Here is a 25,843-nt window from a genome sequence, read left to right as displayed (position 1 = left end):
TCCGCTCATGCCGCCACCTCCGCCGAGGCGCAGGTGCGGATCGCCTCGACGAGGATGGCCAGCCCTTCGCGGGCCTCGTCCTCGGTCAGGGTCAGCGGCGGGCCCATCCGCAGCACGTTGCCGTGCAGGCCGCCCTTGCCGACCAGCAGGCCACCGGCCCGGCACGCCTCCAGGACCCGGGTGGTCAGCGCCGGGTCGGGCTCCACCGTGCCGGGGCGGACGATCTCGACGGCGAGCATGAGGCCCTTGCCGCGCACCTCGGCGACGTGGTCGAGGTCGGCGGTGGCGGCGCGCAGTCCGTCGGCGAGGATCGCGCCGACCCGGGCCGCGTTGGCCTGCAGGTCGTGGTCGCGCAGGTAGTCCAGCACCGCGTTGCCCGCGGCGGTGGAGACCGGGTTGCCACCGAACGTGCAGAAGCTGATCGCCGGCACCGACTCCAGTACGTCCGCCCGGCCGACGACCCCGGCCAGGGCGAACCCGTTGCCGATGCCCTTGGCGAAGGTGAGCAGGTCGGGGGTGACCCCGTGCGCCTGGTAGCCCCAGAAGTGCTCGCCGGTCCGACCCCAGCCGGTCTGCACCTCGTCGGAGATCAGCAGGATGCCGTGCGAGTCGAGGACCTCCTTCCAGGCCGCGAAGAGCCCGTCCGGCGGGGCGACGAAGCCACCGACGCCCTGGATCGGCTCGGCGATCAGGCAGGCCACGTCGCCGGCGGTCTGGGTGGCGAGCACCTCGCGCAGGTCCTCCACCGCGGCGTCGATCCGGTCGGCCTCGGGGAGCCGGGCGAGCAGGCCACGCAGCCGGTCCCCGGAGTGCAGCCAGGCGACCTGGAGCGGGTTGAGCGCGCTGGCCGACCAGCTCCGGTTGCCGGTGGCACCCATCGTCGCGTACGACCGGCCGTGGTAGCTGTTGCGCACCGCGAGGATCTGCGACGAGCGGCGGTGGTTGGTGGCGAACAGCAGCGCCGCCTCGTTCGCCTCGGTGCCCGAGTTGGTGAAGAACACCCGGGCGTCCGGGATGCCGGAGAGCCGGGCGATCCGCTCGGCCAGTTCGACCTGCTGGCGGATCAGGTACAGGGTGGAGCTGTGCACGATGCCGGTTCGGATCTGCCGCTCGACCGCCTCCCGGATCTCCGCGATGTCGTACCCGATCATCGAGGTCAGCACGCCGCCGAAGAAGTCCAGGTAGGTGCGGCCCTGCGCGTCGGTCACCCGGCGTCCCGAGCCGGAGACCAGCTCGATCGGCTCGGCGTAGTAGAGCGGCATCCAGGACGGGAGCACGGCCCGGTGCCGGGCCAGCAGGTCGTCGGAGGTCATCGTCGCACCCTTCAGCGGCGGCGGTTTCGCGTTCCCCGCACGCTTCCACCGCCGGGTGGCGGGGACAACTGTCACTGTGTAGCCGACCGGAGGTGTCGGCCTGACAGCGCGTCAACCCGATCGCCACGATTTCCATGCCGTCGGGCGCTTCCGATCGATCTTCTCGACATTGATCTGCTGTCGACGCCACGCGATCCGCACCGACCTGTCCCGGCGCACCCACCCGCCGTGGCGTCGCTGCCCGCCGATGCGCCGCAGGTCAGGGTCGTGGACCGGCCCGGCGGTGCAGCGGCAGCTGCAGGACGACCGGCAGCTGTGCGAAGGCGACCAGTGTGGTGGCGAGCCGCAGTGACGGGCCGTCGCTGCCGGCCGGCGGGCCCGGCGGCCGGTACGATCCGGCGGGTGCGGATCGCGGGGGTGGCGCTGCCGACCGGGCGGGCCCGGGCGACCGGTGAGGAGATCGCGGCCGGCGTACGGGCCTGGGTGGACTCCCCGCCGCTGCGCACCCTGGTCGACCGCTTCGGTGGCGACCGGCCGGCCGGCGACCTGCCGGCGGTGCTGGCCGCGCTGGACGACTTCTCCGCCCGGCACTGGGACTTCCGGGGCGGCCGGGAACGCCCTGAGGCCCGGGAGCCGGCCCTCGACCCGACGACCACCGCCCTGGTGCTGGCCGCGGCCGACGCGCTCGGCCTGGTCCGTCCCGCCCCGCCCACCGAACCCCGCTACGCCCACCTGGTGGTGCTCGGCGGGCTGGCCCACGCCTGCCTGCGGCGCGTCCGGTACGCCGCGCACCTGCTGCGGCACGGCCGGACGGTGACCGGTGAGGTCGCCGTGCTGGGCAGCTTCCGGCCGGTGTCCGAGGTGGAGCGGGGCGTGCTGGCCACAGCGGGGCTGGCCGGCGACACCGAGGTGGACGTGCTCGACGCGGCGGTGCGGCAGGCGTTCGGGGTGGCCGCGCCGGTCGAGGAGGACGGGCACGACGGAGGCCACCCGTACCACTGGTGGTCCTCGCGGACCTACCGGCCGCCGGGCCTGCCGCCGGTGCGGGTGCTCGCCGCGCCGTCGAGCGAGCCCGCGCTGCGGCGGGCGCACACCGCGGACACCCAACGGTTCTGGGCCGGACACGTCCTCCTGCGCCCCGGCGACCCGGTGCTGATGGTGACCGCGCCGATCTACGTGCCGTTCCAGCACTGCGACGCGCTGCGCACCCTGGCGGTGCCGTACGGCTGCGGCATCGACACGGTCGGCGTCGACCCGGCCCTGCCCGACCTGGCGGCGCTGCCCGAGCCGACCCTGACCCCGGGGCGGTACCTGCAGGAGATCCGCTCGGCGATCCGGTCGATGCGGGCCCTGCACGCCGTGCTGGGCTGAGCCGCGCTCGGGCCCGTGACGGCCGGTCAGCCGGCGGCGGTGTCCCGGACGGCCTGGGCGAAGACCTCCGAGCGGTGCTCGAAGTTGCGGAACCGGCCGTAGCTGGGCGCGGCCGGCGAGAGCAGCACCACCCCGCCGGTCGGGGTCACCTGCCGGGCGAGCCGGACGGCGTCGACCAGGTCGTCCACCGTCTCGGTACGGACCTTCGGCAGCCCGGCGAGCGCCTCGACGATGCGGGGGCCGCTGTCCGGAATGCCGATCACGGTGATCTCCCGCTCGGCCAGGTGCTCGGCCAGCGGCGTGTAGTCCAGCCCTCGGTCGGTGCCGCCGACGATCACCGTCAACGGTCGCCCCTCGTACGCGTCGATCGCGTGCATGGCCGCGTACGGGCTGGTGGCGAGGGTGTCGTCGACGAAGGTCAGGCCGGCGGGGTCGACGATCTCGGTGAGCCGGTGGGCCAGCCCCTGGAACCCGGCGACCGCCACCGCCAGGGTGTCCCTGCGGGCGACCACGTCGACGCCGACCGCGTCGAGCACGGCGAGCGCCACGCACAGGTTGCCCTCGTTGTGCCGGCCGACCAGCGGCAGCACCGCGCGCGGGAAGAGCGGCCGGTCGCCGAGGTGGAACCAGTCGGTGCCGTCGGGGCCGGTCGCCAGGTGCGCGGTGTCCGGCCGGCCGGCGCGCACCGCCGCCCGGTCACCCAGCTCCAGGGCGAGCCGCGGGTCGGCGCCGTTGACCACCACGGTGCGCGGGCCGTACGCGAGCAGGTTCAGCTTGTCCCGGTAGTACTCGGCCTCGCCGCCGTGCGCGTCCAGGTGCTCGGGGAAGAGGGCGGTGACCACCACGACCCGGGGCGAGTCGGTCAGGTCGCTGCACTGGTAGCTGGAGAGCTCCAGCACGTACAGCTCCGCCTCGGGCAGGTCGAGCGTGGGTACGCCGATGTTGCCGCCGAGGACGTTGGGCCGGTCGACGGCGGCCAGCAGGTGGCTGATCAGGCTGGACGTGGTGCTCTTGCCCTTGCTGCCGGTGACCCCGATGGTCCGGTCGGCGTGGTCGGCCATCCAGAGCGCGGTGCCCTGGGTGACGGGGACCCCGCGCCGGCGCAGCTCGACCATCCAGGGGTGGGTGCTCGGCACTCCCGGGGAGCGGATCACGACGTCGGCGGCGGCCAGCCGGGCGAACGCCTCCTCACCGGTGACCAGCGGCGCGGCCTCGGCGAGCGGCCCCTCCCAGGGCAGGGTGAGGAAGTTGGCGCTGTCGTCGACGGCGACCAGGTCGGCCGGGCCGTGCGCGGCGACGGCGGTCACGGCGGCACGGCCCTCGCGGCCGGCCCCCCAGACGGCGACTCGGCGTCCGCGCAGGTCAGACAGGCGCACGGGCTCTCCTCAGGGTGTCGACGGCGTTCGGCCAGGTGGCGGTCCGGCGCAGCCGGACACGGCCGGACAGACCAGGGCCTAGTATGGCGTGTGCCCAACGAGCAGCTCCGGCGGATGGACGCCTTCACCTTCCCGTCCTACTCGATCGATCTCGCCACCGGTGAGGCGTTGTTCGACTACGCCCTGACCGGTCCCGACGACGAGCAGCGGTTCACCGAGGTGATCACGCTGCCGTTGCCGGCCGAGCCGCCCTCGGACGAGACGGTGGCCACCCTGGGCCGGGTCCTGGAGCTGCTGCACGTCGTCGCCGGGGTCAGCTACTACAAGGCCGCCGCGCCGCGTCGGCTGGTGCTGCCGGCGCCGCTGGGCGCGGCCGCCACCGAGCTGGTCACCGCCGTCTACACCAGGGGTCTCGCCGAGTACGCCTACCGCAACCAGTTGCCGCACGTGCTCGCGCTGCGTCCCGAGGTGCCGGCCGGGGAGGTGTCGCCACCCCGGGTGTACGACGACTCGGAGCGGCGTCCGCTGTCGGCCGTCGGCGGCGGCAAGGACTCGATCGTCACACTGGAGGCGCTGCGCCGGGCCGGCTTCGAGCCGGTGCCCTTCTCGGTCAACCCGAACCATGTGATCGTGTCGGTGAACGAGGCGTCCGGGTTGCCCGCGCTGGCCGCCCGGCGACGGATCGACCCGGTGCTGTTCGACCTGAACGCGGCCGGCGCGCTCAACGGGCACATCCCGGTCACCGCGATCAACTCGCTGATCGCGGTCGCCACCGCCGTGCTGCACGGGCTCGGCCCGGTGGTGATGTCCAACGAGCGCTCCGCCTCCGACCCGAACCTGGTCTGGAACGGCCACGAGATCAACCACCAGTGGTCCAAGGGCGTCAAGGCCGAGGGGCTGCTGCGGGCGGCGCTGGCCGAGCACGCCGGGCTCACCGAGCCGTACTTCTCGTTGCTGCGGTCGCTGTCGGAGCTGCACATCGCCCGGCTCTTCGCCGAGATCGACCGGTACGACGCGGTGGTCACCAGCTGCAACGCCGCGTTCAAGCTGCGCGACGCCAGCGAACGGTGGTGCCGGAACTGCCCGAAGTGCCGGTTCGTCTTCCTGGCCATGGCGCCGTTCATGCCGCGCGAACGGATCGTGCGCATCTTCGGCGGCGACCTGCTGGCCGACCCCGCGCAGATCCCCGGCTACCGGGAGCTGCTCGGCGTCGACGGGCACAAGCCGTTCGAGTGCGTCGGCGAGGTGGAGGAGTCGGTGGTCGCGCTGAGCCTGCTCGCCGAGCAGGACCAGTGGCGCGACGCCCCGGTCGTCCGCGCCCTGGTCGACGCGGTCCCCGAGACCGCCTGGTCGGCGGCGGCCAGCTCGGACGTCTTCACCCCCGGCGGCCCCAACTTCGTCCCCACCCCCTACGCCAAGACCCTCACCACCCTCGCTTGACCCCCCGCCCAGCCCCGCCCCGCCCGTTGATCATGAAGTTATTGCCGCGACACGCCGGGGCGGATGACAACAACTTCATGATCAACGGGGTCACGGGGGGGTGGGGTCGGGTTAGGGGGTGCGGATGGCGTCGAGGGCTAGCAGGGCTACGTGGAGGGAGAGGCAGGCTTCGACCGAGTCGAGGTCGACGTCCAGGATCCGGCCGATGCGGGCCAGCCGCTCGTAGAAGGCCGGCCGGGACAGGTGCGCCGCGGCGGCCGCCGCAGACTTGTTGCGGCCCTGGTCCAGGTACGCCCGCAGCGTGCCGAGCAACTGCTCCCGGGGGTGCCGGGCGTCGTGGGACAGCAGCGCGCCGAGTTCCCGTTCGACGAAGGTCTGCACCCGCGGCTCGTCGCGCAGCAGGTGCAGCAGCCCGGCCAGGCCGACGTGCGGCAGCCGGAAGATCGGCAGGTCGCGCCGGTCTCGGCGGGCGGCGTCGGCGATCTGTCGCGCCTCGATCAGCGACCGGCGCGCCTCGCGCAGGCTGCCCACCCCGGAACCTGCGGCCACGACGACGGCGTGCGGGCGACCCGTACCCGGATCGGGGCCGGCACCGGCGGACCGGCACCCTTCGGCACGTCCGGCCGGTCCCCGGCCATCGCCGGCCTCGCCGCGCACACGGGCGGCGGCCACGTCGGCCCGGACGGTGACGGGGCGGGGCGGGGCGGTGTCCAGCCGGATGCGGCGCAGCGCGGTGGCGAAGGCGGTCAGCGCGCGCTCCTCGGCGGCGGCGTCCGGCAGGGCGAGCAGGGCACCCACCGCCTGGTCGTCGACGGCGCTGGTCAGCGCGGTCAGCTTCGCCTCCCGCAACGCCTGGCCGACCGCCTCGGCGAGGTCACGCAGCCGGGCCGGGCCGGTCTCCGGGGCCGCGTCGACCGGCAGGCCGCTCTCCCCCGTCGCGGCGCCGTCGGCCGCCGGCTCGTCGAGGCGGTGCCGGACCACCACCCCGATCAGGTGCCGCCGGTCGAGGGTGACGCCGAGCGCCTTGGCCCGCAGGGCGACCTCGTCCACCGGCCGGGAGTGGTCCAGCAGGGCGGTGAGCAGCGTACGGTGCAGCTGCCGTTCCAGCCCTTCGGCGTCACGCCGGATCAGCCGGCCCAACGCCAGGGTCGAGGCGGCCCGCTCCACCAGGATGGTCAGCCGGGTGGGCGGGGTGCCCGCCGGGCGGGTGCCACCGCCACCCAGGTCACCGCCGCCCGGCCAGCGCAGCAGCAGCCGCCCCCAGTCCTGGCCCCGGGCACCCACGGTGGTCACCAGCCACCCGCTGTCCGCGTCGTACGCGGTGCGGCCGGCGGGACGGATCCGCCGGGAATGCTCCTCCCAGCCGTCCAGCAGCAGCTCGGCGCTCTCCCCCGCCGGGTCGTACGCGAGCACCTGCCGGGACAGGTTCTCCAGCACCACCGGGCAGCCGGCCAGCTCGACGGCCTGGCGCACCACCTCGGCCGGGCCGGCGCCCTCGACGGACAGCTCGGTGAACCGCTGGTGGATCTCCTCGGTGGCGCGCAGCTCGTGCAGCTGGGCGTCGACGATCAGCGCGTGCACCGCCTCGGTGATCCGGACGAACGGGGTGGCCCGCCGCAGCTCGACCAGGGGCAGCCCGCGCCGCTGGGCGGTCGCCACCATCACCCGGGGCACCCCGCTGACGTACCGGCGGCCCAGCTCGACCACCAGCCCGGAGACGCCGACGTCGGCCAGGTCGTCGATGAAGGCACGCAGCCCCGCGTCGTCGGCGGGCAACCCGATGCCGGTGGTGAGGACGAGTTCGCCGCCGCCGAGCAGGGTGGCGATGTCCGGCACCTCGGCGACGTGCACCCAGCGGACCGGCCGGTCCAGGCCGGCGTCCCCGGCGACCAGGCGCGGGGCGCCGTGGCGGACCGGGTCCAGCGCGAGCACCTCACGGACGGTAGGGAACACGGCCGACACGCTACCCTCCGTGACCCCTGTTCCTGAACGCACGCCCCCACAGCCGGACCGATCGGCGACAGGCGGGGCGGCGTACGCACGCAGTCGTGACGAAGCAACTACCGTCAGGAGCCGCGTGCGCTCCGCTCGACGACGACGGTCCGCGTGCGTACCAACCCGACCTGACCTCGTCCCCGCCCGTGTGGAGGCATCGTGGAGGAATCGATCACCGAGTTGATCCGCACCCAACTGCGTCGGCTGCGGATCGCCGCCGGACTCAGCCAGGAGGAGTTCGGCCGGCTGGTGCACTTCTCCAGCTCGGCGGTGTCCGCCGTGGAGACGGGCGTACGCCCGCTCGACCGGGCGTTCCTGGCTCGGGCGGACGAGGTGCTGAACTCCGGCGACCTGCTCGTGACGCTGCTCAGGATGGCGGAGCGGGACCGGGAGCCCTCGTGGTTCAAGCCGTGGCTGGAAGCGGAACGAGGCGCGACGCAGCTGCGATACTTCAACCCGAATCTGATCCCCGGCATGCTGCAGACGGAGAACTACGCCCGGGCAGTTCTGCGCTTCAACGACACGTTCTCCGAGGCCGAGGTGGAGCGGCATGTAGCCGCCCGAATGACCCGGCAGGACATTCTGACGCGGGAGGAACCGCCGCAGTACGTCGCTGTCCTGGACGAGTCGGTGCTGAGCCGGACGGCCGAAGGCCTGAGCGGCATCATGGTCGAGCAGATCGGCCGGTTGATCGAACTTGCCGCGCTGCCGCACGTCCACATCCACCTGGTCCCGAGGAGCAGCGGACTTCACATCGGCTCGTCCGGCCCGTTCGCGCTGGCCCGCTCGGCCGACGGTGGCTGGGTGGGTCACCTGGAGCACCAGCTCGGTGGGGCCGTCGTTGACGATGAGCACGGGGTCGCCGCACTCTTGACCAAGTGGGAGAATGTCAGGGCTGAAGCCCTACCACGCCGTCAGACCATCGACCTGATGAAGGAAGTGCAGGCCAGCCATGAACCTCAGTGACGCCCGATGGCGCAAATCCAGCCGCAGCGGGTCAAGCGGCGGCGAGTGCGTCGAGGTCGCCGACAACCTGCCTGGCGTGGTGGCCGTCCGCGACAGCAAGGACCCGACCGGGCCAGCGCTGACCTTCACCCCGGCCGCCTGGGAGCGCTTCGTCCGCCACGCCCCACGCGCCTGACCGGAAGCCTCGACGGCCCCGCAGCCAGGAGCTGCGGGGCCGTCGGCTCTTCCGGGGACGCCGATCAGTCGACGCCGAACTCCATCGCAGCCCGGTCGAGCGCCTCGTCCTCGGCGGAGGGGACGCCCCGGGAGGCGATGGCTTCCGCGCCGCCCTGTGGCATCGCGCCGATCAGTCCGGTCGAGGCCGCCTGCGCGGCGCCCACCATCCGCTGGGGGGTCGCGCCGCCGACCATGCCGAGGGTGGCGTACTGCTCCAGCTTCGCCCGCGAGTCGGCGATGTCCAGGTTGCGCATGGTGAGCTGGCCGATCCGGTCCGACGGGCCGAACGCCGAGTCCTCGGTACGCTCCATCGACAGCTTGTCCGGGTGGTAGCTGAACGCCGGGCCGGTGGTGTCCAGGATCGAGTAGTCCTCGCCCCGGCGCAGCCGCAACGTCACCTCGCCGGTGACCGCCGTGCCGACCCAGCGCTGCAACGACTCGCGCAGCATCAGCGCCTGCGGGTCCAGCCAGCGCCCCTCGTACATCAGCCGGCCGAGGCGGCGGCCCTCGTTGTGGTAGTTCGCCAGGGTGTCCTCGTTGTGGATGGCGTTGACCAGCCGTTCGTACGCGGCGTGCAGCAACGCCATGCCGGGTGCCTCGTAGATGCCCCGGCTCTTGGCCTCGATGATCCGGTTCTCGATCTGGTCGGACATGCCGAGGCCGTGCCGGCCGCCGATCGCGTTGGCCTCCAGCACCAGGTCGACGGGGCTGCCGAACTCCTTGCCGTTGATCGTCACCGGGCGGCCCTGGTCGAAGCCGATGGTGACGTCCTCGGTCGGGATCTCCACCGACGGGTCCCAGAACCGGACTCCCATGATCGGGTTGACCGTCTCGATGCCGGTGTCGAGGTGCTCGAGGGTCTTCGCCTCGTGCGTGGCGCCCCAGATGTTGGCGTCGGTGGAGTACGCCTTCTCGGTGCTGTCCCGGTACGGCAGGCCGCGTTCGAGCAGCCACTCCGACATCTCCTTGCGCCCACCCAGTTCGGTGACGAAGTCGGCGTCGAGCCACGGCTTGTAGATGCGCAGCTGCGGGTTGGCCAGCAGGCCGTACCGGTAGAACCGCTCGATGTCGTTGCCCTTGAAGGTCGAGCCGTCGCCCCAGATCTGGACGTCGTCGGAGATCATCGCCCGCACCAGGAGGGTCCCGGTGACGGCCCGGCCCAGCGGGGTGGTGTTGAAGTACGCCCGCCCGCCCGAGCGGATGTGGAAGGCCCCGCAGGTCAGCGCCGCCAGGCCCTCCTCGACCAGGGCGGCGCGGCAGTCGACCAGTCGGGCGACCTCGGCGCCGTAGCTGAGCGCACGACCGGGCACCGAGGCGATGTCGGGCTCGTCGTACTGGCCGATGTCGGCGGTGTAGGCACAGGGAACGGCGCCCTTGTCGCGCATCCACGCGACCGCGACCGAGGTGTCGAGGCCGCCGGAGAAGGCGATGCCGACACGTTCGCCGATGGGCAGGGAGGTGAGAACCTTGGACACAAGGAAGATTATGCAGCAACGCGCATGGTCATGCAATTCGCCTGGGTGAGACGCTCACCCGCTGCCGAACGGCGGATCGTCGCGACCCAGTTCCCAGAAGGCCACCGCCGCAGCGGCGGCGACGTTCAACGAATCCACACCGCGCCGCATCGGGATGACCACCCGTACGTCGCTGGCGGACTGAGCCGCCGCGGTGAGGCCGGGGCCCTCGGCTCCCAGCAGCAGCGCAGCCCGCTCGCGCTGCGCGGCGGTCAACCGCTGGATCGGCACGGCGTCCGGAGCCGGCGTCATGGCGAGCACGGTGAAGCCCGCTTCCCGCACCTGGTCCAGACCCGCCGGCCAGCGGTCGAGCTTGGCGTACGGCACCGCGAAGACCTCGCCCATGCTGACCCGTACGCTGCGCCGGTACAGCGGATCGGCGCAGGACGGCGACAGCAGCACCGCGTCGATGCCGAGCGCGGCGGCCCCCCGGAAGACCGCGCCGAGGTTGGTGTGGTTGTTGACGTCCTCGAGGATCACCACCCGGCGCGCGGTGGCCAGCACCTCGGCCGCACTGGGCAGCGGCTTGCGCCGGAACGAGGCGAGCACCCCCCGGTGCACGTGGAACCCGGTCGCCCTCTCCAGCACGTCGGGGGTGGCCGCGTAGACGGGCGCGTCACCGGTGTCGAGGTCGGCGAGCTGGTCGGTGCGCTTGGCGTCGACCAGGTACGACCGGGCCGGGTAGCCGGCGCGCAGCGCCCGCCGCAGCACCAGCTCCCCCTCGGCGATGAAGAGGCCGTGCGGGGGTTCCCAGCGGGTACGCAGCTCGACGTCGGTCAACGCGCGGTAGTCGGCGATCCGCTCGTCGTCGGGGTCGGTGATCTCAAGGACGGGCACCCGACGATTCTGCCGGGTGCCCGTCGTCGGGCGGTCGGGGCGGTCCGGGCCGGCGGTCCGGGCCACCGGCTCACCCGGCCGCCCGCTCGTAGCGCAGCAGCACGGACGCGCCGTCGAAGACCCGGGACCCGACCAGCCGCAGGTCGGCGCGGTCCTTGCCGGGGAAGGCCGGCGTGCCGCCGCCGAGCACCACCGGGTGGACCACCACCTGCCACTCGTCGACCAGGCCGAGGCCGGCCAGCGCCGCGCCGGCCCCGGCGCCGCCGGTGAGCAGCAGGTCGCCGCCGGGCTCGGCCTTCAACGCGGCGACCTCGGCGGCCAGGTCGCGGCCGACGACCCGGGCGCCGTGGTCGGCGGCATCGAGGGTACGGGAGACGACCACCTTCGAGGTACGCCGCCAGATCGGCGCGAAGGCCAGGTCGTGCGGGTCCTGGGAGATCGACTCCACCCGTGGCCAGTACCCGGACATCAGCTCCCAGACCCGCCGCCCGTAGAGGAACGCGCCGACCCGGTCGGTCAGCCCGAGCGAGTACGCGGAGAGCTCCGGCCCCATCGCCGGCCAGTCGAACTCCCCGTGCGGGCCCTCGATGAAGCCGTCGACGGACTGGTGCACCCAGTGGACGAGCCTGCGCATGTCGATTTCTCCTTCCGGCGGGCGCCGCGGTGGGTGCTCTCTCGTGAAGGGTCGGAACGAAACGGCGTGGCCCGACAACCGTGCCGAACTTTTGTTGCCCGATGTGCGAACGCGGTCCACCGGGTGATCGGGGGCACGACCGGGCCCCGGCCGGCCAGAAAGTCGGCGCCGGGGCGTCGCCGCAGCCATCCTGCGTCGGCTGGAGGAGTGGGTCGCCCGCCGCAGCGTCGGCCCGTACCGGGGGTGAGGGCCCCGCCGTCACGGGGGGAGGACGGCGGGGCCCGGTCCGGGCGGCGATGGTCAGCCGCGGCGGTTCTGCAGCCAGCGCAGCAGGTCCGGCGGGATGCGCGGCTCCGGCGCGGGCTCGGTGGGCTCGGGCGACGGCCGGGGCGGCTCGGGTCGGCGCATGTCGCCGACCAGGGCCCGGCTCGGCGCGGTGAAGTCGCGCACCGGCTCGCCGTCGACCGCCGTCCGGATGGTCCGGGCGACCGCCGCGATCACCTGCGACTGCACCGGCCCACCGACCGCGTCGCTCGGGTCGTCCGGGTTGGCGGCGATGCCGGCGACGGCGACCTGCGGGGTGAACCCGACGAACGTCTCGGTGGCGTTCTTCTCCGAACTACCGGTCTTGCCGGCCACCGGGCGGCCGACGATGCGGTCCACTCCGCCGGCCGTACCGCCGTTGCACTGCCCGAACGCGGACTGCTGGCCGACCGGGCAGCGCGCCGCGTCGGTGGCGGCCCGCGCCACGTCCTGGCTCAGCACCCGCTCACAGTCCGGGTCGCCGACCGGCACCCGCGTCCCGTCCGGCGCGGTCACCGACTCCACCGGCGTCGGGGTGCAGTACGTCCCCTCGGCGGCCACGGTGGCGTACGCGTTGGCCAGGTCCAGCGGGGTGGTGGCGGCCACGCCGAGGGTGAACGCGCCCCAGTCGGCCGCGTCGTTCGCGGCGAAGTTCGCGTCGGACTCGGCGCGGAAGGTGATGCCGAGGCGCTGCGCCATCTCGACCACCTTGTCCTGGCCGACCTGCTCGGCCAGCCAGACGAAGTAGGTGTTCACCGAGCGGCCGAAGGCGTCCCACATCATCCGGTAGCCGTCCATCCGCTCCGGGTTGGCGTTGGCCGGGCACCAGCGGCCGTCGCAGCTGCCCTCACCCTCGGCGGCGTACCGGGTCGGCAGCCGGCTGGGCGCGTCGAAACCGGTCGAGAGGGTACGCCCCGACTCCAACGCGGCGAGCATGGTGAAGAGTTTGAACGTCGACCCGGCCTGGTAGCCCTCGATGCTGCCGCCGCCGGAGATCAGCGGGTTGACGGTCTGGCCGTCGGCCACGCCGTACTGCCGGTTGACCGCCAGGGCGAGGATCCGACCGGTGCCCGGCTCCACCGCCGCGATGGGCAGGGCCCGGGCCTCGTCGTCGGCGTAGACCCTGCGCGCCTCCTTGACAGCGGTGGCCTGCACGTCCGGGTCGAGGGAGGTGACCACGGTGTAGCCGCCCCGGCGCAGGGCCTGCTCCCGCTCCTGCGGGGTCTCGCCGAACGCGGGCTGCTCCAGCCACCAGCGGCGCAGGTAGTCGCAGAAGAAGCCGGTGTCGGCGGTACGGGTGGCGACACAGCCGTTGGGCTGGGCGGTGGGGCGCAGGGTCAGCTTCTCGGCCCGGGCCTGGTCGGCCTGGGCCGGCGTGATCACGCCGGTGTCGCGCATCGCGTCGAGCACGTACCCGCGCCGGACCAGGGCCGCCTCGGCGTCGCCGTCGATCGGGCTGTACTCGTCCGGCGACTGGACCAGACCGGCGAGCAGGGTGGCCTCGCCGAGGGTCAGTGCGGCCGGTTCCTTGCCGAAGTAGCGCTGGCTCGCCGCCGCCACGCCGTACGCCCCGGAGCCGAAGTACGCGATGTTGAGGTACCGGTTGAGGATCTCGTCCTTGCTGAGTGCGTTCTCCAGCTCGGTGGCGTACCGGATCTCCTGGAGCTTGCGCCCGACGGTCTGCTCGGTGGCCGCCTGCCGCTCCTCGGCGGTGCGGTTGGGGTCGCTCTTGAGCACGTTGCGGACGTACTGCATGGTCAGCGTCGAGCCGCCCTGCGTGTCGCCGCCGGTGACGTTGGCGACCAGCGCGCGGGCGATGCCGCGCAGGTCCGCCCCGCCGTGGGAGTAGAAGCGCCGGTCCTCCGCGGCGACGATCGCCTGCCGCATCACCGGGGCGATCTCGGCCAGCGGCACGTCGCTGCGGTTGACGTCGTAGAACGTGGTGAGCAGCGTCCTGCCGTCGTTGGCGTAGAGGTAGGAGCGCTGCGGGGTGGCCGGGGTGCGCAGCGCCGCCGGCAGGTCGTCGTACGCCCCGAGCGCCGCCTTGGTGGCGAACCCGGCGAGCAGGTTGCCCGGCAGCGCGGCGACCGCGAGGACGAGACCGGCCAGCAGGCCGGCGAGCAGCACGGTGAAGAGCCGCGACAGCGGCGTCCGGGGTCGGGGCATGCGCTCCAGGATTGCCACGCCGACGAGCAGCAGGCCACCGGCGAACCGCGATTGTCAGCCAACTCACGGTGAGCTGCCAGCAACTTCTCCACCCCGCCCCCTCCCCGTCCCGCCCCTGCCCCGCCGCCCCCCGCGTCCCACCCGGCGGTGATCAAGAGGTTTGCGCCCTTTTCGGGCCCTGATCGGCGCGCAAACCTCTTGATCACCGCCGGGTGGGGCCAGGGGCCGGGGGTGGGGTGGGGTGGGTCAGGCGGCGGGGAGTGGGCCCTGGGGGCCGCCGGGGGTGGTGGGGGTGGCGACGCTGGCGGTGGCGGCGTCGCGGGCGATCGTGGCCGGGACCAGGCGGCCGGAGCGGTAGCCGATGCCGATCCCCGCGATCAGCACGAAGATCGCCCCGAAGGTCTGCAACGAGCCGATCAGCGCCCCGCCGAGACCCAGCAGCGGTGCGGCGATCATCAGCATCGTCCCGTCGCCGATCGCGAACATGCCGGAGCGGGCGACCGACCAGCCGGTGAGCAGCCAGCCGGCGCTGTAGCAGGTGGCGCCCACCAGCACCAGCATCCGGGCGGTGGTGCCGAAGACCGGGGTCTGCTCGGCCAGCCCCGCGAAGGGCAGCATCAGCACGGTGCCGGCGATACCGACCAGCAGGCCGGCCACGGCGACCCGGCGGACCCGGGTCGCGGCCAGCAGGCCGGTCAGCGCGAGCAGGGCGAGCAGGCCCAGCCAGACCGCCGCCACCCAGCCGACCAGGTAGAGCGGCTGGCCGTCGGCCGGGTACGGGTCGTTGCCGACCCCGCCGTCACTGGCCATCGCCACCAGCCCGTAGAGGACCGCGTACGCCGGCAGCAGCCAGACCGCGGCGCGGGCGAATCGGCGCAGCGACCAGGCCCAACTGGCGTCGGTGGCCGGCGCCGCCGGCGCGGGGTCGCCGACGAAGGGCAGCACCCCGAACCCCCCGCCGGTCCGCCGCGTGCCCAACGGGCCGGTCGGGTCGTGCGCACCGGGCACCGGGGTACGGGTGAACAACCGCTTCGCCGGATCCATGCCTCACCTCGCTCGATCCCGGACGGGCGGCGCGGGACGCACCGGCGCCCCGGCTCCTGGCCACCACCCGTCCTCTCGGACCGATCGTGGCAGGCGCCGGGGCGCAGGATGAGGGTTTCTCGCATTTGCCGTCCCGGCTCGGGGACGACGCCGGGATCAGCCCCGTTCGCGCTGGTCGGCCGGGTCGTTCAGCAGACTCCCCGGGGAGACCGGCTCCGGGGCCGGCAGCCCCTGCGGAACCTTCCCGCCGGTGGCCTGCGCCTCGGCGACGCGTACCTCGTCGTGGATCTGCTGGGCGGCGGTGGCCGCAGCCCGCGCCGCCTCGGCGGCCTCGCGCTCGACCTCGCTCGCGGTGTCGGACGCCTCCGGCGTCGGCTCGTCGCCGACCATCCGGCTCAGCCCGCCCAGCGCGCCACCCATCCCCTCCAGGGCCTTGGTCAGCTCGGCCGGGACGATCCAGACCTTGTTGGCCGAGCCGTTGGCGATCTGCGGCAACGCCTGGAGGTACTGGTAGGCGAGCACCTTCTGGCTCGGGTTGGCCTGGTGGATGGCGTCGAACACGGTCCGGATCGCCTTGGCCTGACCCTCGGCCTGCAGGATCCGGGCCTGCCGGTCACCGTCGGCGCGCAGCACAGCGGCCTGCTTCTCACCCTCGGCGGTGAGGATCTGCGACTGCTTGTGCCCCTCGGCGTTCAGGATGGCCGCGCGCCGGTCCCGCTCGGCGCGCATCTGCTTCTCCATCGAGTCGCGGATGCTCGGCGGCGGCTCGATCGCCTTGATCTCCACCCGGGTGACCTTGATGCCCCACCGGCCCGTGGTCTCGTCCAGCACCCCGGACAGGTGTCGGTTGATCTGGTCGCGGCTGGTCAACGCCCGCTCCAGGTCCAGCGAGCCGATCACGTTACGCAACGTGGTGACGGTGAGCTGCTCGATGGCCTGGAGGAAGTTGGAGATCTCGTAGGTGGCCCGGACCGAGTCGACCACCTTGAAGTAGAGCACCGTGTCGATGGAGACGACCAGGTTGTCGGAGGTGATCACCGGCTGCGGCGGGAAGCTGACCACCTGCTCGCGCATGTCGACCTTGGTCCGCACCGCGTCGATGAACGGGACCAGCAGGTTCAGGCCCGGGTTCAACGTCCGCTTGTACTTGCCGAGGCGCTCGACCACGTCCTGACGCTGCTGCGGCACGATCCGCACCGCCTTGACCAGGGTCACCACGACGATCACCGCGACGGCGATCAACAGGACCGCTGCAAATTCCATACCGCTCACCTTTTCGCTTCCGGCAGCTCGCCGGGGGAGGAAATGTCGTCCTGCCACACCAGGGCGGTGGCGCCCCGAACCTTGATCACCTGCACCCGCTCACCGGGTTCGAAGGACTGCGTCGCGTCGTACGCCCGCGCGGTCCACAGCTCACCGTCGATCTTCACCATGCCGTGGTCGGTGTCCACCCGCTCCAGCACCAGGGCGGTGGTGCCCTCCAGCGCCTCCACCCCGAACGGCTGCTCGCCGGTCTCCAGCGTGCTGCGCGCGTGCCGCTTGATCACGGGCCGCGCCACCGCCACCGACAACGCCGACACCCCGGCGAAGACCAGCGCCTGCACCGGGACCGGAGCGCCCAGTGCGGCGGCGCCGGCCGCCGCGAACGCGCCGGCCGCGAACATGATCAGGAAGAGCGTCGTCGTGAAGATCTCGGCGACACCCAGCAGCACTCCCAGCACGATCCACACCACGGCGTCCACCCCCCGATCGTGACACGCCCGCGCACCCTCTGCCGAGCCGCCATGATCAGTAAGCTCGACGGCAGCCGCGCCGACCCGGTAGACCGCCGTGACCCTGCTGCCCGAGACCGTCCGCCAGCTCGACACGCTCGTCGCCCGGGCCCAGTCGACCGGCCGGGTCCCGTCGCTGACGCTCGGGGTGGTGCGCGACGGGACGCTCGCCCACCTCGCGGCCGCCGGCGAGCACCCCCGCCCCGACGCCGACCTGCAGTACCGCCTCGGATCGATCAGCAAGACCATGACCGCGACGCTGGTCATGCAGCAGCGCGACGCCGGCCGGCTGTGTCTCGACGACCCGGTGGAGCAGTACCTGCCCGGCACGCCCGTCGGCGCGCTCACGCTGCGCCAACTGCTCGGGCACGTCGGCGGCCTGCAACGGGAGCCGGACGGGCAGTGGTGGGAGCGGGTCGAGGGCGTCGACCTGGCGACCCTGCTCGACGGGCTGACCCCGGACAAGATCGCCTACCCGCCGCTGCGCGGCTACCACTACTCCAACCTGGCGTACGGGCTGCTCGGCGGGGTGCTGGAACGGCTCACCGGCACGCCCTGGGCCCAGCTGCTGCGTCAGCGGATCCTGACGCCGCTGGACATGCTCCGCACCAGCTACGACGCCACCGAGCCGTACGCCCGGGGCTACGTGGTGCACCCGTGGCACGACACGCTGCGGGAGGAGCCGCGTACCGACACCGGGGCGATGGCGCCGGCCGGGCAGCTCTGGTCCACCGTCGCCGACCTCGGGCGCTGGGCGGCGTTCCTGGCCGACCCCGACCCGCAGGTGCTCGCGCCGCAGACCCTGACCGAGATGTGCGCGCCGGTGGTGATCAGCGACCTCGACTCGTGGACCGGTGGCCACGGCCTCGGGCTGGAGCTCTACCGGGAGGGCGAGCGGGTGTACGTCGGTCACGGCGGCTCGATGCCCGGCTACGTCGCCGCCCTGGCGGTGCACCGCCCCACCCGGACCGCGGTGGTGGGCTTCGCCAACGCGTACGGCATGCGCTCCGGGCACATCGGCGGGCTCGCCCGGCAGCTGCTCACCCTGGTGCTGGACGCCGAGCCGGCCCCGGTGACGCCGTGGCGGCCGGCGGTCGCCCCGCCCCCCGCCGAGCTGGCCGAACTGACCGGCCGCTGGTGGTGGATGGGCATCGAGTTCGAGGTCCGCGTCGACACCGCCGGTGAGCTGTGGGCCGGCCCGCCCGGCGAGCCGACGCTGCGGTTCACCCCGGAGGGCCCGGACCGCTGGCGGGGCCGCTCCGGCGGCCAGGACGGCGAGATCCTCGCCGTCCTGCGTGACCGGGCGGGGCGGGCGGTCGCTCTCGACATCGCCACCTTCGTCCTCACCCGCACCCCGGACCAACAGCCCTGACCGGGACGGGCCGGCCGACGACGGGCCCGACCGCCCCGGGGCCGTCGCGCTCAGGCCGGCTCGGTGACGAAGTCGATGAGGCGTTCCATCGCGTTGATCAGCGGGGTCTCCACGTCGGCGAAACTGTCCACCCGGGACAGGATGTGCCGCCACATGTCCGCCGGCTCGGCCACCCCGAGCGCCGCGCAGACGCCCTCCTTCCACGGCCGTCCCGGCGGCACCACCGGCCACGCCGCGATGCCGAGCGCCTTCGGCTTCACCGCCTGCCAGACGTCCACGTACGGGTGGCCGGTGACCAGTACGTGCGGGGAGGTGACCTGCGCGACGATTCGGCTCTCCTTGGAGCCGGGCACGAGGTGGTCGACGAGCACGCCGAGGCGCCGTCCCGGGCCGGGGGCGAAGGCGCGCACCTCGGCGTCGAGCGCGTCGATGCCGTCCAACGGCTCCACCACCACGCCCTCGATGCGCAGGTCGTCGCCCCAGATCCGCTCGACCAGGGCGGCGTCGTGCACGCCCTCCACCCAGATCCGGCTGGCCTTGGCCACCTGCGCCCGGACGTCGTCGAGGGCGATCGAGCCGGACGCGGTGCGCCTGCGGGCCGCGGGAACCGGGGCGCGCGCCGGCCGGCGCAGCGTCACCGGACGGCCGTCGAGCAGGAACGCGGCGGGCAGCAGCGGGAAGTTGCGCCGCCGGCCGTGCCGGTCCTCCAGCACCACCGCGCCGGACTCGAAACCGACCACCGCGCCGCAGAAACCGGAGTCGGCGTCCTCGACCACGAGGTCGGGTTCGGCGTCGACCTCGGGGGTGACCTTCCGTCGCCGCCAGTCCCCCGCCAGCACGTCCCCGTCGTATCGCCCCGCCATGTGGATCACGCTAACCGGACGACCGGCCCGCTGCCCGGCGACGCGCCGCCGTACCCGCCGCACCGGCTCGGCGCGGCGGGCGGACGGAGCCCGGCGATCCGCGCCGAGCCGGCCGATAGGAGGCGAAGCGGGCAGTTCGGGTCACGTCACACCACCGGAGCGGCAGTCGAGACAGAGCGCGCGGAGACCACGTACCCTTTCGGCATGTCCCTCCCCGCAACGGGCGCGGCCACGCTGGCCCCGCGCCGGTCGAGCCGGTTCGTTGCCTGGGTGCGCGCCTGGCGCGCCGGCCTGGTGCCCTTCGACGAGGTCGCCGAGGAGATCGCCGGCGACGAGGAACACCTGGTCGCCGACGCTCCCGGCACCTGGACCGACGTGCCGCTGGGGCAGGCGCTGCCCACCCTCGCCAAGCTCTCCCCGGACGAGATCCGCCTGGTGCTGCCCGCGCCCGGCGACCCGCGCGGGCTGCCCGGCCCCGGTGACTTCACCGGGGCGGCGCTGCTGGCCGGGGAGGCGGTCGTCGCCGGGCCGCTGGGGCTGATCCCGCAGGTGCGTACGCACACCTCCGGCTCCGGGATGACCTGGGAGACGGTGCTGTGGCGGGTCTACCCGCTGCCGGCGGACGCGCCGAGGGCGTCGCTGCTCACCCCCGGGGCCGCCGAGGCGGAGGCCGAGCTGGCCACCGCGCTCGCCGAGTCCACCGCCGCGCTGACCCGGCTCGACGTGGCCCAGTGGCGGCCCGAGCTGGCCGGGGCCCTCGCCGCGCTGCGCCGCCCCGACGGGACCACCGACCTGCCGCCCGGCTTCGACCCGCGAGCCCGGCGACTCTTCGCCCGGGCCGCCGTGCTGGACCGGGTCCTCGCCCTGGCCGGGGAGAGCGCGCCGGGCGGGGCGGTCAACAACTACGAGGCCCAGCAGCGCGACGCGGCGCTGCGCCCGCTCACCACCGCCTGTCGGCAGGCCCTGGTCGCCGCCTGCAACGCCCCGTTGCGTCCCTGAGCCGCCCCCGGGCCACGCCCGTTGCCTCCATCCGCGCCCGGATGATCGCCGCTGCCGGCAGCCCGGGCGGGGCACGGGTAGCGATCGGTCAGGCCGGCAGGGCCGCCCCCGGGGCGCCGTACGCGGCGAGGAAGACGCGCACCGCCTCGTCCGCCCACCGGTGCAGTTCCGCGTCGTCGTACTCGGCGCGGACCGCGAACATCGTCTCGTTGAGCGGGATCGACAGGACCAGGTAGTTGAGGTGCTGCGCGGCGAGCAGCGGGTCGGGCGCACGCAACAGCCCTCGCTCGGCGAGCCGCGTGACGACCGCGGCGAGGGTGGCGTGGCCCCGCTCCGGCGCGGCGCGGTGCCAGGCGCGGGCCAGCTCGGGAAAGCGCCCCGCCTCGCCGATCAGCATGCGGCGCAGCTGGACGAGGTGTGGCCGGAGGACCGAGGCGATGTGCTCGCGAGCGAAGGCGCGCAGGTCACGCGGCAGGTCGTCCGTCTCGGCGAGGGCGTCGACGAACACTGAACCGGCCCGCTCGGCGCCGTCGATGGCGTCGGCAAGGACCGCCTCGAACAGCGCGTGCTTGTCGGCGAAATGCGCGTACACGGTCACCTTTGACGCGCCCGCCCGGGCGGCGACGCGGTCCATGCCGGCGCCCAGGTAACCGTGCTCCAGGAACTCCGCGAGAGCGGCGTCAAGGATCGCCCGGCGTTTGAGGTCCCTCCGCATACCGTAACTGTACTGTACTGTTCAGTTCATGAGCGTGGTCACCTCGCGGGACGGCACCCACATCGCGTACGAGCGCGCGGGCTCCGGGCCACCGTTGGTCCTCATCGACGCCGCCGGCCACTTCCGGGCCAACAGCGCGCTCGGTGAACTCGCCGACCTGCTGACCGGCGACTTCACCGTCTACCGCTACGACCGGCGCGGGCGCGGCGAGAGCGGCGACACCCCGTCGTACGCGCCCGCCCGCGAGGTCGAGGACATCGCGGCGCTCGTCGCCGCGGCCGGCGCGCCCGTGGCGCTGTACGGGTACTCGTCCGGATGCCTCGTCGCGCTGCACGCGGCGGCGGCCGGGCTCGACGTTCGGCGGTTGGTCCTGCTCGAGCCGCCGATCGGCTCCGCCGAGGGCTCCGCCACGCAGCGGGCGTTCACGGCGAAGCTGCGGGAGCTGTCCGGCGAGGACGCGGTCACCTACTTCCTGACCGAGATCGGCGTGCCCGACGAGCTGTTGGCCGGCATGCGCGGCACTCCGCACTGGCAAGCCATGGTCTCGGTCGCGCACACCCTCGCGTACGACAGTGAGCTCAGCGAGGCCACGACGAGCGCTCTGCTCAGCCGGGTGACGGCGCCGGCGCTGGTGCTCGCCAGCTCGGGCAGCGGCGGCGAGCTGACCGGCATGGCCGCCAGCGCGGCGGCGGCGCTCCCGCACGCGGTCCACCGGAGCCTGGCTGGAGAGTGGCACAGCGTCCCCGCCACCGCCCTGGCCCCCGTGGTGACCGATTTCCTGCGCTGAGGACCCGCGGGGAAGATCCGCCGGAGGGGAACCCGGGGCCCGTGGCGCACATCCGGGCGCGCCCGCAGTCGGCCGGAGAGCGCCGGATGCGGGCGGCGAGCGACCGGTGTCAGACCTCGTCGATCAGGTCCGCGACCGAGTCGACGATCCGCGACGGCCGGTACGGGTAGCGCTCCGCCTCCGTCCGGGTGCTGATCCCGGTGAGCACCAGGATCGTCTCCAGCCCCGCCTCCAGTCCGCAGAGGATGTCGGTGTCCATCCGGTCGCCGATCATCGCGGTGCTCTCCGAGTGCGCCTCGATCGTGTTGAGCGCCGAACGCATCATCATCGGGTTGGGTTTGCCGACGAAGTACGGCTCCACCCCGGTCGCCTTGGAGATCATCGCGGCGACCGAGCCGGCGGCCGGCAGCGCGCCCTCCACCGACGGGCCGGTGACGTCGGGGTTGGTGCAGATGAACCGGGCCCCGTCGTTGATCAGCCGGACCGCCTTGGTGATCGCCTCGAAGCTGTAGGTGCGGGTCTCCCCCAGCACCACGTAGTCCGGGGCGAAGTCGGTGAGCACGTAGCCGACCGCGTGCAGCGCCGTGGTCAGCCCGGCCTCGCCGATCACGTACGCGGTGCCGCCGGGCCGCTGGTCGGCCAGGAACTGCGCGGTGGCCAGCGCGGACGACCAGATCGCCTCCTCCGGCACGTCCAGCCCCATCCGCACCAGCCGGGCCTGGAGGTCGCGCGGGGTGTAGATCGAGTTGTTGGTCAGCACCAGGAACGGCTTGCCCGAGGCGCGCAGCCGCTTGACGAACTCCGGCGCGCCGGGGACGGGCTGGCCCTCGTGCACCAGTACGCCGTCCATGTCGGTGAGCCAGCTCTGCACCGGCTTGCGGTCCTGCATCGTGTCGTCCCAGGGGGGTGTCGGGGTCGGTGGTTCTCAGGGACGGCGGGCGGCCGGCACGCAGCACGGCGTGGGGCAGGTGTCCCACATCGGCAGCTCGCCGAGGCGGCGGCGCAGCCGCTCCCCGCCGGGGGTGGTGCGCTCGGCCACCAGTTCCCGGACCATCGCCACGAAGCGCGGGTCGGTGCCGGGGGTGCCGGCCCGGACGAAGTCCAGCCCGAGCTGCTTGGCCGTCTCCAGCGCCTCGGTGTCCAGGTCCCAGACCACCTCCAGGTGGTCGGAGACGAACCCGATCGGACTGACCACCACGCTGGTCACGCCCTGCTCGGCGAGCACGGTCAGGTGGTCGTTGACGTCCGGCTCCAGCCACGGCACCTGCGGCGGCCCGGAGCGGCTCTGCCACACCAGGTCGTACGGCAGCTCCGGCGCGGCCGCGGCGTGCACCAGCCGGGCCACCTCCGCCAGCTGCGCGGTGTAGCGCCCGCCGGTGGGGCCGGCGGTGGCCGCCGCCGAGGTCGGGACGGAGTGGGCGGTGAAGACGATCCGGGTGGTGTCCCGCTGCGCCGGGTCGAGCTGGGCGAGGGCGGCCCGCACCGCGTCGGCGTGCGGCTCGATGAAGCCGGGGTGGTCCCAGAACTGGCGCAGCTTCTCGATCACCGGGGCGTCCGGGCCGACCGCCGCCCGGGCGGCGGCGATGTCCTCCTGGTACTGCCGGCAGGACGAGTAGCCGCCGTACGCGCTGGTGACGAACGCCAGGGCCCGCTTCACCCCGTCGTCGCGCATCTGCGTGACGGTGTCGGCGAGCATCGGGTCCCAGTTCCGGTTGCCCCAGTAGACCGGCAGATCGACGCCGTTGGCGGCGAAGTCCTCCCGGATCGCGGCGAGCAGATCCCGGCACTGCCGGTTGATCGGAGAGACCCCGCCGAAGTGCAGGTAGTGCTCGGCGACCGCCGCGAGCCGCTCGGGCGGGACGCCCCGGCCACGGGTCACGTTCTGGAGGAAGGGCATCACGTCCTCGGGCCGCTCCGGGCCGCCGAAGGAGACCAGCACCAACGCGTCGTACGCCATGGCGTCATTCTCCCCCGACGGCCGGGACGGCCCGGCGACCACCCCTGCTCCCGGGTCAGGCGCCGATCGCGTGGTAGCCGCCGTCGACGTGGACGATCTCGCCGGTGGTGGCCGGGAACCAGTCGGAGAGCAGCGCCAGACAGGCCCGGGCGGCCGGCTCCTGGTCGGTCAGGCTCCAGCCGAGCGGGGCCCGCTCGGTCCAGGCGTCCTCGAACCGCTCGAAGCCGGGGATGGACTTGGCGGCGATGGTGCGCAACGGCCCGGCCGCCACCAGGTTGCTGCGGATGCCCTGCTTGCCCAGGTGCAGCGCCAGGTACCGGGAGGCGGACTCCAGCCCGGCCTTGGCCACGCCCATCCAGTCGTACACCGGCCACGCCTTGGTGGCGTCGAAGGTGAGCCCGACCACGGCGCCGCCGGCGGACATCAGCGGCAGCGCCGCCATCGCCAGCGACTTGTACGAGTACGTGGAGACCTGCAACGCGGTGGCCACGTCCTCCCAGGGGGCGTCGAGGAAGCCGCCGCCGAGGCAGCTCTGCGGGGCGAAGCCGATCGAGTGCACCACCCCGTCGAGGCCGTCGACGTGCTCGCGCACCTTGTCGGCGAGGCCGGCCAGGTGATCCGGGTTCGTCACGTCCAACTCGATCACCGGGGCCGGTTCGGGCAGCCGCTTGGCGATCCGCTCGACCAGGGAGAGCCGGCCGTAGCCGGTGAGCACGACCTGCGCGCCGTTCTCCTGGGCGAGCTTCGCCACCGAGAAGGCGATCGAGGCGTCGGTGATGACACCGGTGACCAGCAGCCGCTTGCCGGCGAGTAGTCCGGGCATTGAGGTTTCCTCCATCGTCGTGCTCAGTGGCCCATGCCGAGGCCGCCGTCGACCGGGATGACGGCGCCGGAGATGTAGCCGGCCGCGTCCGAGGCCAGCCAGGTGACCACGCCGGCGACCTCGTCGGGCTCGGCGAACCGGCCGGCCGGGATGGCCTTGCGGTACTCGGCGCGGCGCTCCTCCGGCAGCTTCGCGGTCATGTCGGTGTCGATGAAGCCCGGCGCGACCACGTTCGCGGTGATGTTGCGGACGCCCAGCTCACGGGTGATCGAGCGGGCCACGCCGACCAGGCCGGCCTTGCTCGCCGCGTAGTTGACCTGACCGGCGCCGCCGTAGAGGCCGACCACCGAGGAGATGAAGATCATCCGGCCCCACTTCGCCCGGAGCATCTTCTTCGACGCCCGCTTGGCACAGCGGAACGCGCCGGTGAGGTTGGTGTCCAGCACCCCGGTGAACTGCTCCTCGGACATCCGCATCAGCAGCGTGTCGTCGGTGATGCCGGCGTTGGCCACCAGCACCTCGACCGGGCCCAGTTCCTCCTCGACCGTGGTGAAGGCCGCGTCGACGGAGGCGGCGTCGGTGACGTCGCACCGCACGCCGAAGAGGCTGCCCTGATGGCCTGCTCCGCCTGCGCCGGCGCCGAGCACTCCCCCACCCCGGTGGGTCACCGCCACCCGGTCGCCCTGCTTGGCGAAGGCCTGCGCGATGGCCAGGCCGATCCCCCGGTTGCCGCCGGTCACCAGCACGGTACGGGCCACGGGTCCTCCCTCTGGTCAACTGATCTCTGCGTCGGTCGGAGCCTAGGCGTTACCGGCAGGTAATCGCTAACGCCGACCCTCCGGGCGGGCCGACGGGGGCCACTCGGCCGAGTGCGCGTCCCCACCGTCCCCGTTGTACGATGATCGGCGTTTGCGGGCCGGCGTGCGGCCCGCGTTCCGGGCCCCGCCGACCGCAGGAGGTGATCGCTGTGCGAGATAGCGATCCTCCCAGTCGTGGCCGGGCCGCTCGTCAGCCCCGCTGAGCCGCGACTCAGTCGGTCGAGCTGACCCAGCTCCCGCTCCACCACCCTGCCCCGCCCTCGACCCGCTGTCGGGGTCGCCGGCCTGCGCCGTCCCGCACCGGGACGCCCGCGGTGGAGCCGCCCGGTCACGACTTCGTGTGCGCGTCCTGATCAGCCCTCGCGGTCCGCGCCCGTACCCGGACCGTCCAGTCGCCACCCGGAGCCGTTCCATGAGCCGTTACGTCGCCCCGCTGGGATTCACCCTCGCCGCCGTCTGGGTGGCCGTCGTCTTCGTGCTGGCCGGCGGCGGTCACTGACCCACCCCGCCGACACGCGCCGACACGCGCCGACACGCGCCGGATCGCGCCGGATCGCGCTGG

General features: G+C 73.5%; 24 protein-coding genes. 8 read left to right on the top strand and 16 right to left on the bottom strand.

Annotation, left to right across the window (positions count from 1 at the left end):
- Nucleotides 1-5: 5 nt before the first annotated feature.
- Entirely contained in the window at nucleotides 6-1,313 is a 1,308-nt protein-coding gene (locus tag GA0070560_RS24385) for an aspartate aminotransferase family protein (RefSeq protein WP_091301870.1), read from the bottom strand.
- Nucleotides 1,314-1,715: 402 nt separating this feature from the next.
- On the opposite strand from GA0070560_RS24385, the gene GA0070560_RS24380 reads away from it, so the two are divergent.
- Complete coding sequence (locus GA0070560_RS24380) at nucleotides 1,716-2,684, top strand: hypothetical protein (protein WP_245675688.1); 969 nt, start codon at nucleotides 1,716-1,718, stop codon at nucleotides 2,682-2,684.
- Nucleotides 2,685-2,710: 26 nt separating this feature from the next.
- Here the strand turns inward: GA0070560_RS24380 and murD are convergent, their stop codons facing one another.
- Nucleotides 2,711-4,060 carry a UDP-N-acetylmuramoyl-L-alanine--D-glutamate ligase gene (gene murD, locus GA0070560_RS24375; protein WP_091301868.1) on the bottom strand — a complete coding sequence of 450 codons (1,350 nt, stop codon included), beginning with the start codon at nucleotides 4,058-4,060 and terminating at the stop codon, nucleotides 2,711-2,713.
- Nucleotides 4,061-4,150: 90 nt separating this feature from the next.
- On the opposite strand from murD, the gene GA0070560_RS24370 reads away from it, so the two are divergent.
- Nucleotides 4,151-5,500 carry a MurL-like N-terminal domain-containing gene (locus GA0070560_RS24370; protein ID WP_091301866.1) on the top strand — a complete coding sequence of 450 codons (1,350 nt, stop codon included), beginning with the start codon at nucleotides 4,151-4,153 and terminating at the stop codon, nucleotides 5,498-5,500.
- A gap of 111 nt (nucleotides 5,501-5,611) precedes the next feature.
- Here GA0070560_RS24370 and GA0070560_RS24365 read toward each other — a convergent pair whose 3' ends face one another.
- On the bottom strand, nucleotides 5,612-7,453 hold the full coding sequence (locus tag GA0070560_RS24365; RefSeq protein WP_483819095.1) for a PucR family transcriptional regulator: 1,842 nt from the start codon (nucleotides 7,451-7,453) through the stop codon (nucleotides 5,612-5,614).
- A gap of 198 nt (nucleotides 7,454-7,651) precedes the next feature.
- Here GA0070560_RS24365 and GA0070560_RS24360 point away from each other — a divergent pair, with 198 nt between their 5' ends.
- Nucleotides 7,652-8,461: a helix-turn-helix domain-containing protein gene (locus GA0070560_RS24360; protein ID WP_425412707.1), complete on the top strand. Its 810-nt coding sequence runs from the start codon at nucleotides 7,652-7,654 to the stop codon at nucleotides 8,459-8,461.
- Complete coding sequence (locus GA0070560_RS24355) at nucleotides 8,448-8,636, top strand: DUF397 domain-containing protein (protein ID WP_091301861.1); 189 nt, start codon at nucleotides 8,448-8,450, stop codon at nucleotides 8,634-8,636. Before GA0070560_RS24360 ends, GA0070560_RS24355 begins: the two co-directional genes overlap by 14 nt.
- Before the next feature lie 64 nt (nucleotides 8,637-8,700).
- Here the strand turns inward: GA0070560_RS24355 and argG are convergent, their stop codons facing one another.
- From argG to GA0070560_RS24320, 7 genes are all read right to left on the bottom strand, one after another.
- Nucleotides 8,701-10,152, bottom strand: coding sequence for an argininosuccinate synthase (gene argG, locus GA0070560_RS24350; RefSeq protein ID WP_091301859.1), 1,452 nt, complete (start codon nucleotides 10,150-10,152; stop codon nucleotides 8,701-8,703).
- 54 nt (nucleotides 10,153-10,206) lie between these two features.
- Nucleotides 10,207-11,094 (bottom strand): TrmH family RNA methyltransferase, encoded by an 888-nt coding sequence (locus tag GA0070560_RS24345; protein ID WP_245675687.1) that lies wholly within the window; start codon nucleotides 11,092-11,094, stop codon nucleotides 10,207-10,209.
- Between the two features lie 4 nt (nucleotides 11,095-11,098).
- Nucleotides 11,099-11,662 (bottom strand): dihydrofolate reductase family protein, encoded by a 564-nt coding sequence (locus GA0070560_RS24340; RefSeq protein ID WP_091301857.1) that lies wholly within the window; start codon nucleotides 11,660-11,662, stop codon nucleotides 11,099-11,101.
- Nucleotides 11,663-11,962: 300 nt separating this feature from the next.
- The gene (locus GA0070560_RS24335; protein ID WP_245675686.1) at nucleotides 11,963-14,131 is read right to left on the bottom strand and encodes a transglycosylase domain-containing protein; all 2,169 of its coding nucleotides are present in this window, start codon (nucleotides 14,129-14,131) and stop codon (nucleotides 11,963-11,965) included.
- Between the two features lie 246 nt (nucleotides 14,132-14,377).
- Nucleotides 14,378-15,175, bottom strand: coding sequence for a hypothetical protein (locus GA0070560_RS24330; RefSeq protein ID WP_091301853.1), 798 nt, complete (start codon nucleotides 15,173-15,175; stop codon nucleotides 14,378-14,380).
- Nucleotides 15,176-15,331: 156 nt separating this feature from the next.
- Nucleotides 15,332-16,438: an SPFH domain-containing protein gene (locus tag GA0070560_RS24325; RefSeq protein WP_091301851.1), complete on the bottom strand. Its 1,107-nt coding sequence runs from the start codon at nucleotides 16,436-16,438 to the stop codon at nucleotides 15,332-15,334.
- Nucleotides 16,439-16,443: 5 nt separating this feature from the next.
- The gene (locus GA0070560_RS24320) at nucleotides 16,444-16,917 is read right to left on the bottom strand and encodes an NfeD family protein (RefSeq protein ID WP_091301849.1); all 474 of its coding nucleotides are present in this window, start codon (nucleotides 16,915-16,917) and stop codon (nucleotides 16,444-16,446) included.
- Between the two features lie 88 nt (nucleotides 16,918-17,005).
- On the opposite strand from GA0070560_RS24320, the gene GA0070560_RS24315 reads away from it, so the two are divergent.
- Nucleotides 17,006-18,319 (top strand): serine hydrolase domain-containing protein, encoded by a 1,314-nt coding sequence (locus tag GA0070560_RS24315; protein WP_091301847.1) that lies wholly within the window; start codon nucleotides 17,006-17,008, stop codon nucleotides 18,317-18,319.
- 50 nt (nucleotides 18,320-18,369) lie between these two features.
- Here the strand turns inward: GA0070560_RS24315 and GA0070560_RS24310 are convergent, their stop codons facing one another.
- Complete coding sequence (locus GA0070560_RS24310; RefSeq protein ID WP_091301845.1) at nucleotides 18,370-19,182, bottom strand: DUF3097 domain-containing protein; 813 nt, start codon at nucleotides 19,180-19,182, stop codon at nucleotides 18,370-18,372.
- Nucleotides 19,183-19,386: 204 nt separating this feature from the next.
- Between GA0070560_RS24310 and GA0070560_RS24305 the strand changes: the two genes are divergently transcribed.
- A complete protein-coding gene (locus GA0070560_RS24305) occupies nucleotides 19,387-20,181 on the top strand; it encodes a hypothetical protein (protein WP_091301843.1) in 795 nt (264 codons plus the stop codon).
- 88 nt (nucleotides 20,182-20,269) lie between these two features.
- Here the strand turns inward: GA0070560_RS24305 and GA0070560_RS24300 are convergent, their stop codons facing one another.
- The gene (locus tag GA0070560_RS24300) at nucleotides 20,270-20,896 is read right to left on the bottom strand and encodes a TetR/AcrR family transcriptional regulator (RefSeq protein ID WP_091301841.1); all 627 of its coding nucleotides are present in this window, start codon (nucleotides 20,894-20,896) and stop codon (nucleotides 20,270-20,272) included.
- A gap of 28 nt (nucleotides 20,897-20,924) precedes the next feature.
- Between GA0070560_RS24300 and GA0070560_RS24295 the strand changes: the two genes are divergently transcribed.
- Nucleotides 20,925-21,683: an alpha/beta fold hydrolase gene (locus tag GA0070560_RS24295; protein WP_091301838.1), complete on the top strand. Its 759-nt coding sequence runs from the start codon at nucleotides 20,925-20,927 to the stop codon at nucleotides 21,681-21,683.
- A gap of 109 nt (nucleotides 21,684-21,792) precedes the next feature.
- Here the strand turns inward: GA0070560_RS24295 and GA0070560_RS24290 are convergent, their stop codons facing one another.
- The 4 genes from GA0070560_RS24290 to fabG are packed head-to-tail and all read right to left on the bottom strand — an operon-like array spanning nucleotide 21,793 to nucleotide 25,221.
- Complete coding sequence (locus GA0070560_RS24290; RefSeq protein ID WP_091301836.1) at nucleotides 21,793-22,572, bottom strand: HAD-IIA family hydrolase; 780 nt, start codon at nucleotides 22,570-22,572, stop codon at nucleotides 21,793-21,795.
- A gap of 36 nt (nucleotides 22,573-22,608) precedes the next feature.
- A complete protein-coding gene (locus GA0070560_RS24285; protein ID WP_091301834.1) occupies nucleotides 22,609-23,640 on the bottom strand; it encodes a ferrochelatase in 1,032 nt (343 codons plus the stop codon).
- 55 nt (nucleotides 23,641-23,695) lie between these two features.
- Nucleotides 23,696-24,463 carry an enoyl-ACP reductase FabI gene (gene fabI / locus GA0070560_RS24280; RefSeq protein ID WP_091301832.1) on the bottom strand — a complete coding sequence of 256 codons (768 nt, stop codon included), beginning with the start codon at nucleotides 24,461-24,463 and terminating at the stop codon, nucleotides 23,696-23,698.
- 23 nt (nucleotides 24,464-24,486) lie between these two features.
- Nucleotides 24,487-25,221 carry a 3-oxoacyl-[acyl-carrier-protein] reductase gene (gene fabG / locus GA0070560_RS24275; RefSeq protein ID WP_091301830.1) on the bottom strand — a complete coding sequence of 245 codons (735 nt, stop codon included), beginning with the start codon at nucleotides 25,219-25,221 and terminating at the stop codon, nucleotides 24,487-24,489.
- A gap of 400 nt (nucleotides 25,222-25,621) precedes the next feature.
- Between fabG and GA0070560_RS28885 the strand changes: the two genes are divergently transcribed.
- Complete coding sequence (locus tag GA0070560_RS28885) at nucleotides 25,622-25,780, top strand: hypothetical protein (RefSeq protein ID WP_170839566.1); 159 nt, start codon at nucleotides 25,622-25,624, stop codon at nucleotides 25,778-25,780.
- Nucleotides 25,781-25,843: the final 63 nt, after the last annotated feature.

Origin of the sequence: Micromonospora halophytica (assembly GCF_900090245.1) — a bacterium.
GTDB classification, from domain to species: domain Bacteria; phylum Actinomycetota; class Actinomycetes; order Mycobacteriales; family Micromonosporaceae; genus Micromonospora; species Micromonospora halophytica.
The sequence above is the reverse complement of the archived record's forward strand: the minus strand, read 5'-3'. Positions and strand labels throughout refer to the sequence as shown.

What these genes read in the sequence shown, in the direction of transcription:
- GA0070560_RS24385 (WP_091301870.1), bottom strand. Translation starts at nt 1,313, where the DNA reads ATGACCTCCGACGACCTGCTGGCCCGGCACCGGGCCGTGCTCCCGTCC.
- GA0070560_RS24355 (WP_091301861.1), top strand. Translation starts at nt 8,448, where the DNA reads ATGAACCTCAGTGACGCCCGATGGCGCAAATCCAGCCGCAGCGGGTCA.
- GA0070560_RS24340 (WP_091301857.1), bottom strand. Translation starts at nt 11,662, where the DNA reads ATGCGCAGGCTCGTCCACTGGGTGCACCAGTCCGTCGACGGCTTCATC.
- GA0070560_RS24335 (WP_245675686.1), bottom strand. Translation starts at nt 14,131, where the DNA reads ATGCCCCGACCCCGGACGCCGCTGTCGCGGCTCTTCACCGTGCTGCTC.
- GA0070560_RS24330 (WP_091301853.1), bottom strand. Translation starts at nt 15,175, where the DNA reads ATGGATCCGGCGAAGCGGTTGTTCACCCGTACCCCGGTGCCCGGTGCG.
- GA0070560_RS24325 (WP_091301851.1), bottom strand. Translation starts at nt 16,438, where the DNA reads ATGGAATTTGCAGCGGTCCTGTTGATCGCCGTCGCGGTGATCGTCGTG.
- GA0070560_RS24310 (WP_091301845.1), bottom strand. Translation starts at nt 19,182, where the DNA reads ATGGCGGGGCGATACGACGGGGACGTGCTGGCGGGGGACTGGCGGCGA.
- GA0070560_RS24305 (WP_091301843.1), top strand. Translation starts at nt 19,387, where the DNA reads ATGTCCCTCCCCGCAACGGGCGCGGCCACGCTGGCCCCGCGCCGGTCG.
- GA0070560_RS24300 (WP_091301841.1), bottom strand. Translation starts at nt 20,896, where the DNA reads ATGCGGAGGGACCTCAAACGCCGGGCGATCCTTGACGCCGCTCTCGCG.
- GA0070560_RS24295 (WP_091301838.1), top strand. Translation starts at nt 20,925, where the DNA reads ATGAGCGTGGTCACCTCGCGGGACGGCACCCACATCGCGTACGAGCGC.
- GA0070560_RS24290 (WP_091301836.1), bottom strand. Translation starts at nt 22,572, where the DNA reads ATGCAGGACCGCAAGCCGGTGCAGAGCTGGCTCACCGACATGGACGGC.
- GA0070560_RS24285 (WP_091301834.1), bottom strand. Translation starts at nt 23,640, where the DNA reads ATGGCGTACGACGCGTTGGTGCTGGTCTCCTTCGGCGGCCCGGAGCGG.
- fabI (WP_091301832.1), bottom strand. Translation starts at nt 24,463, where the DNA reads ATGCCCGGACTACTCGCCGGCAAGCGGCTGCTGGTCACCGGTGTCATC.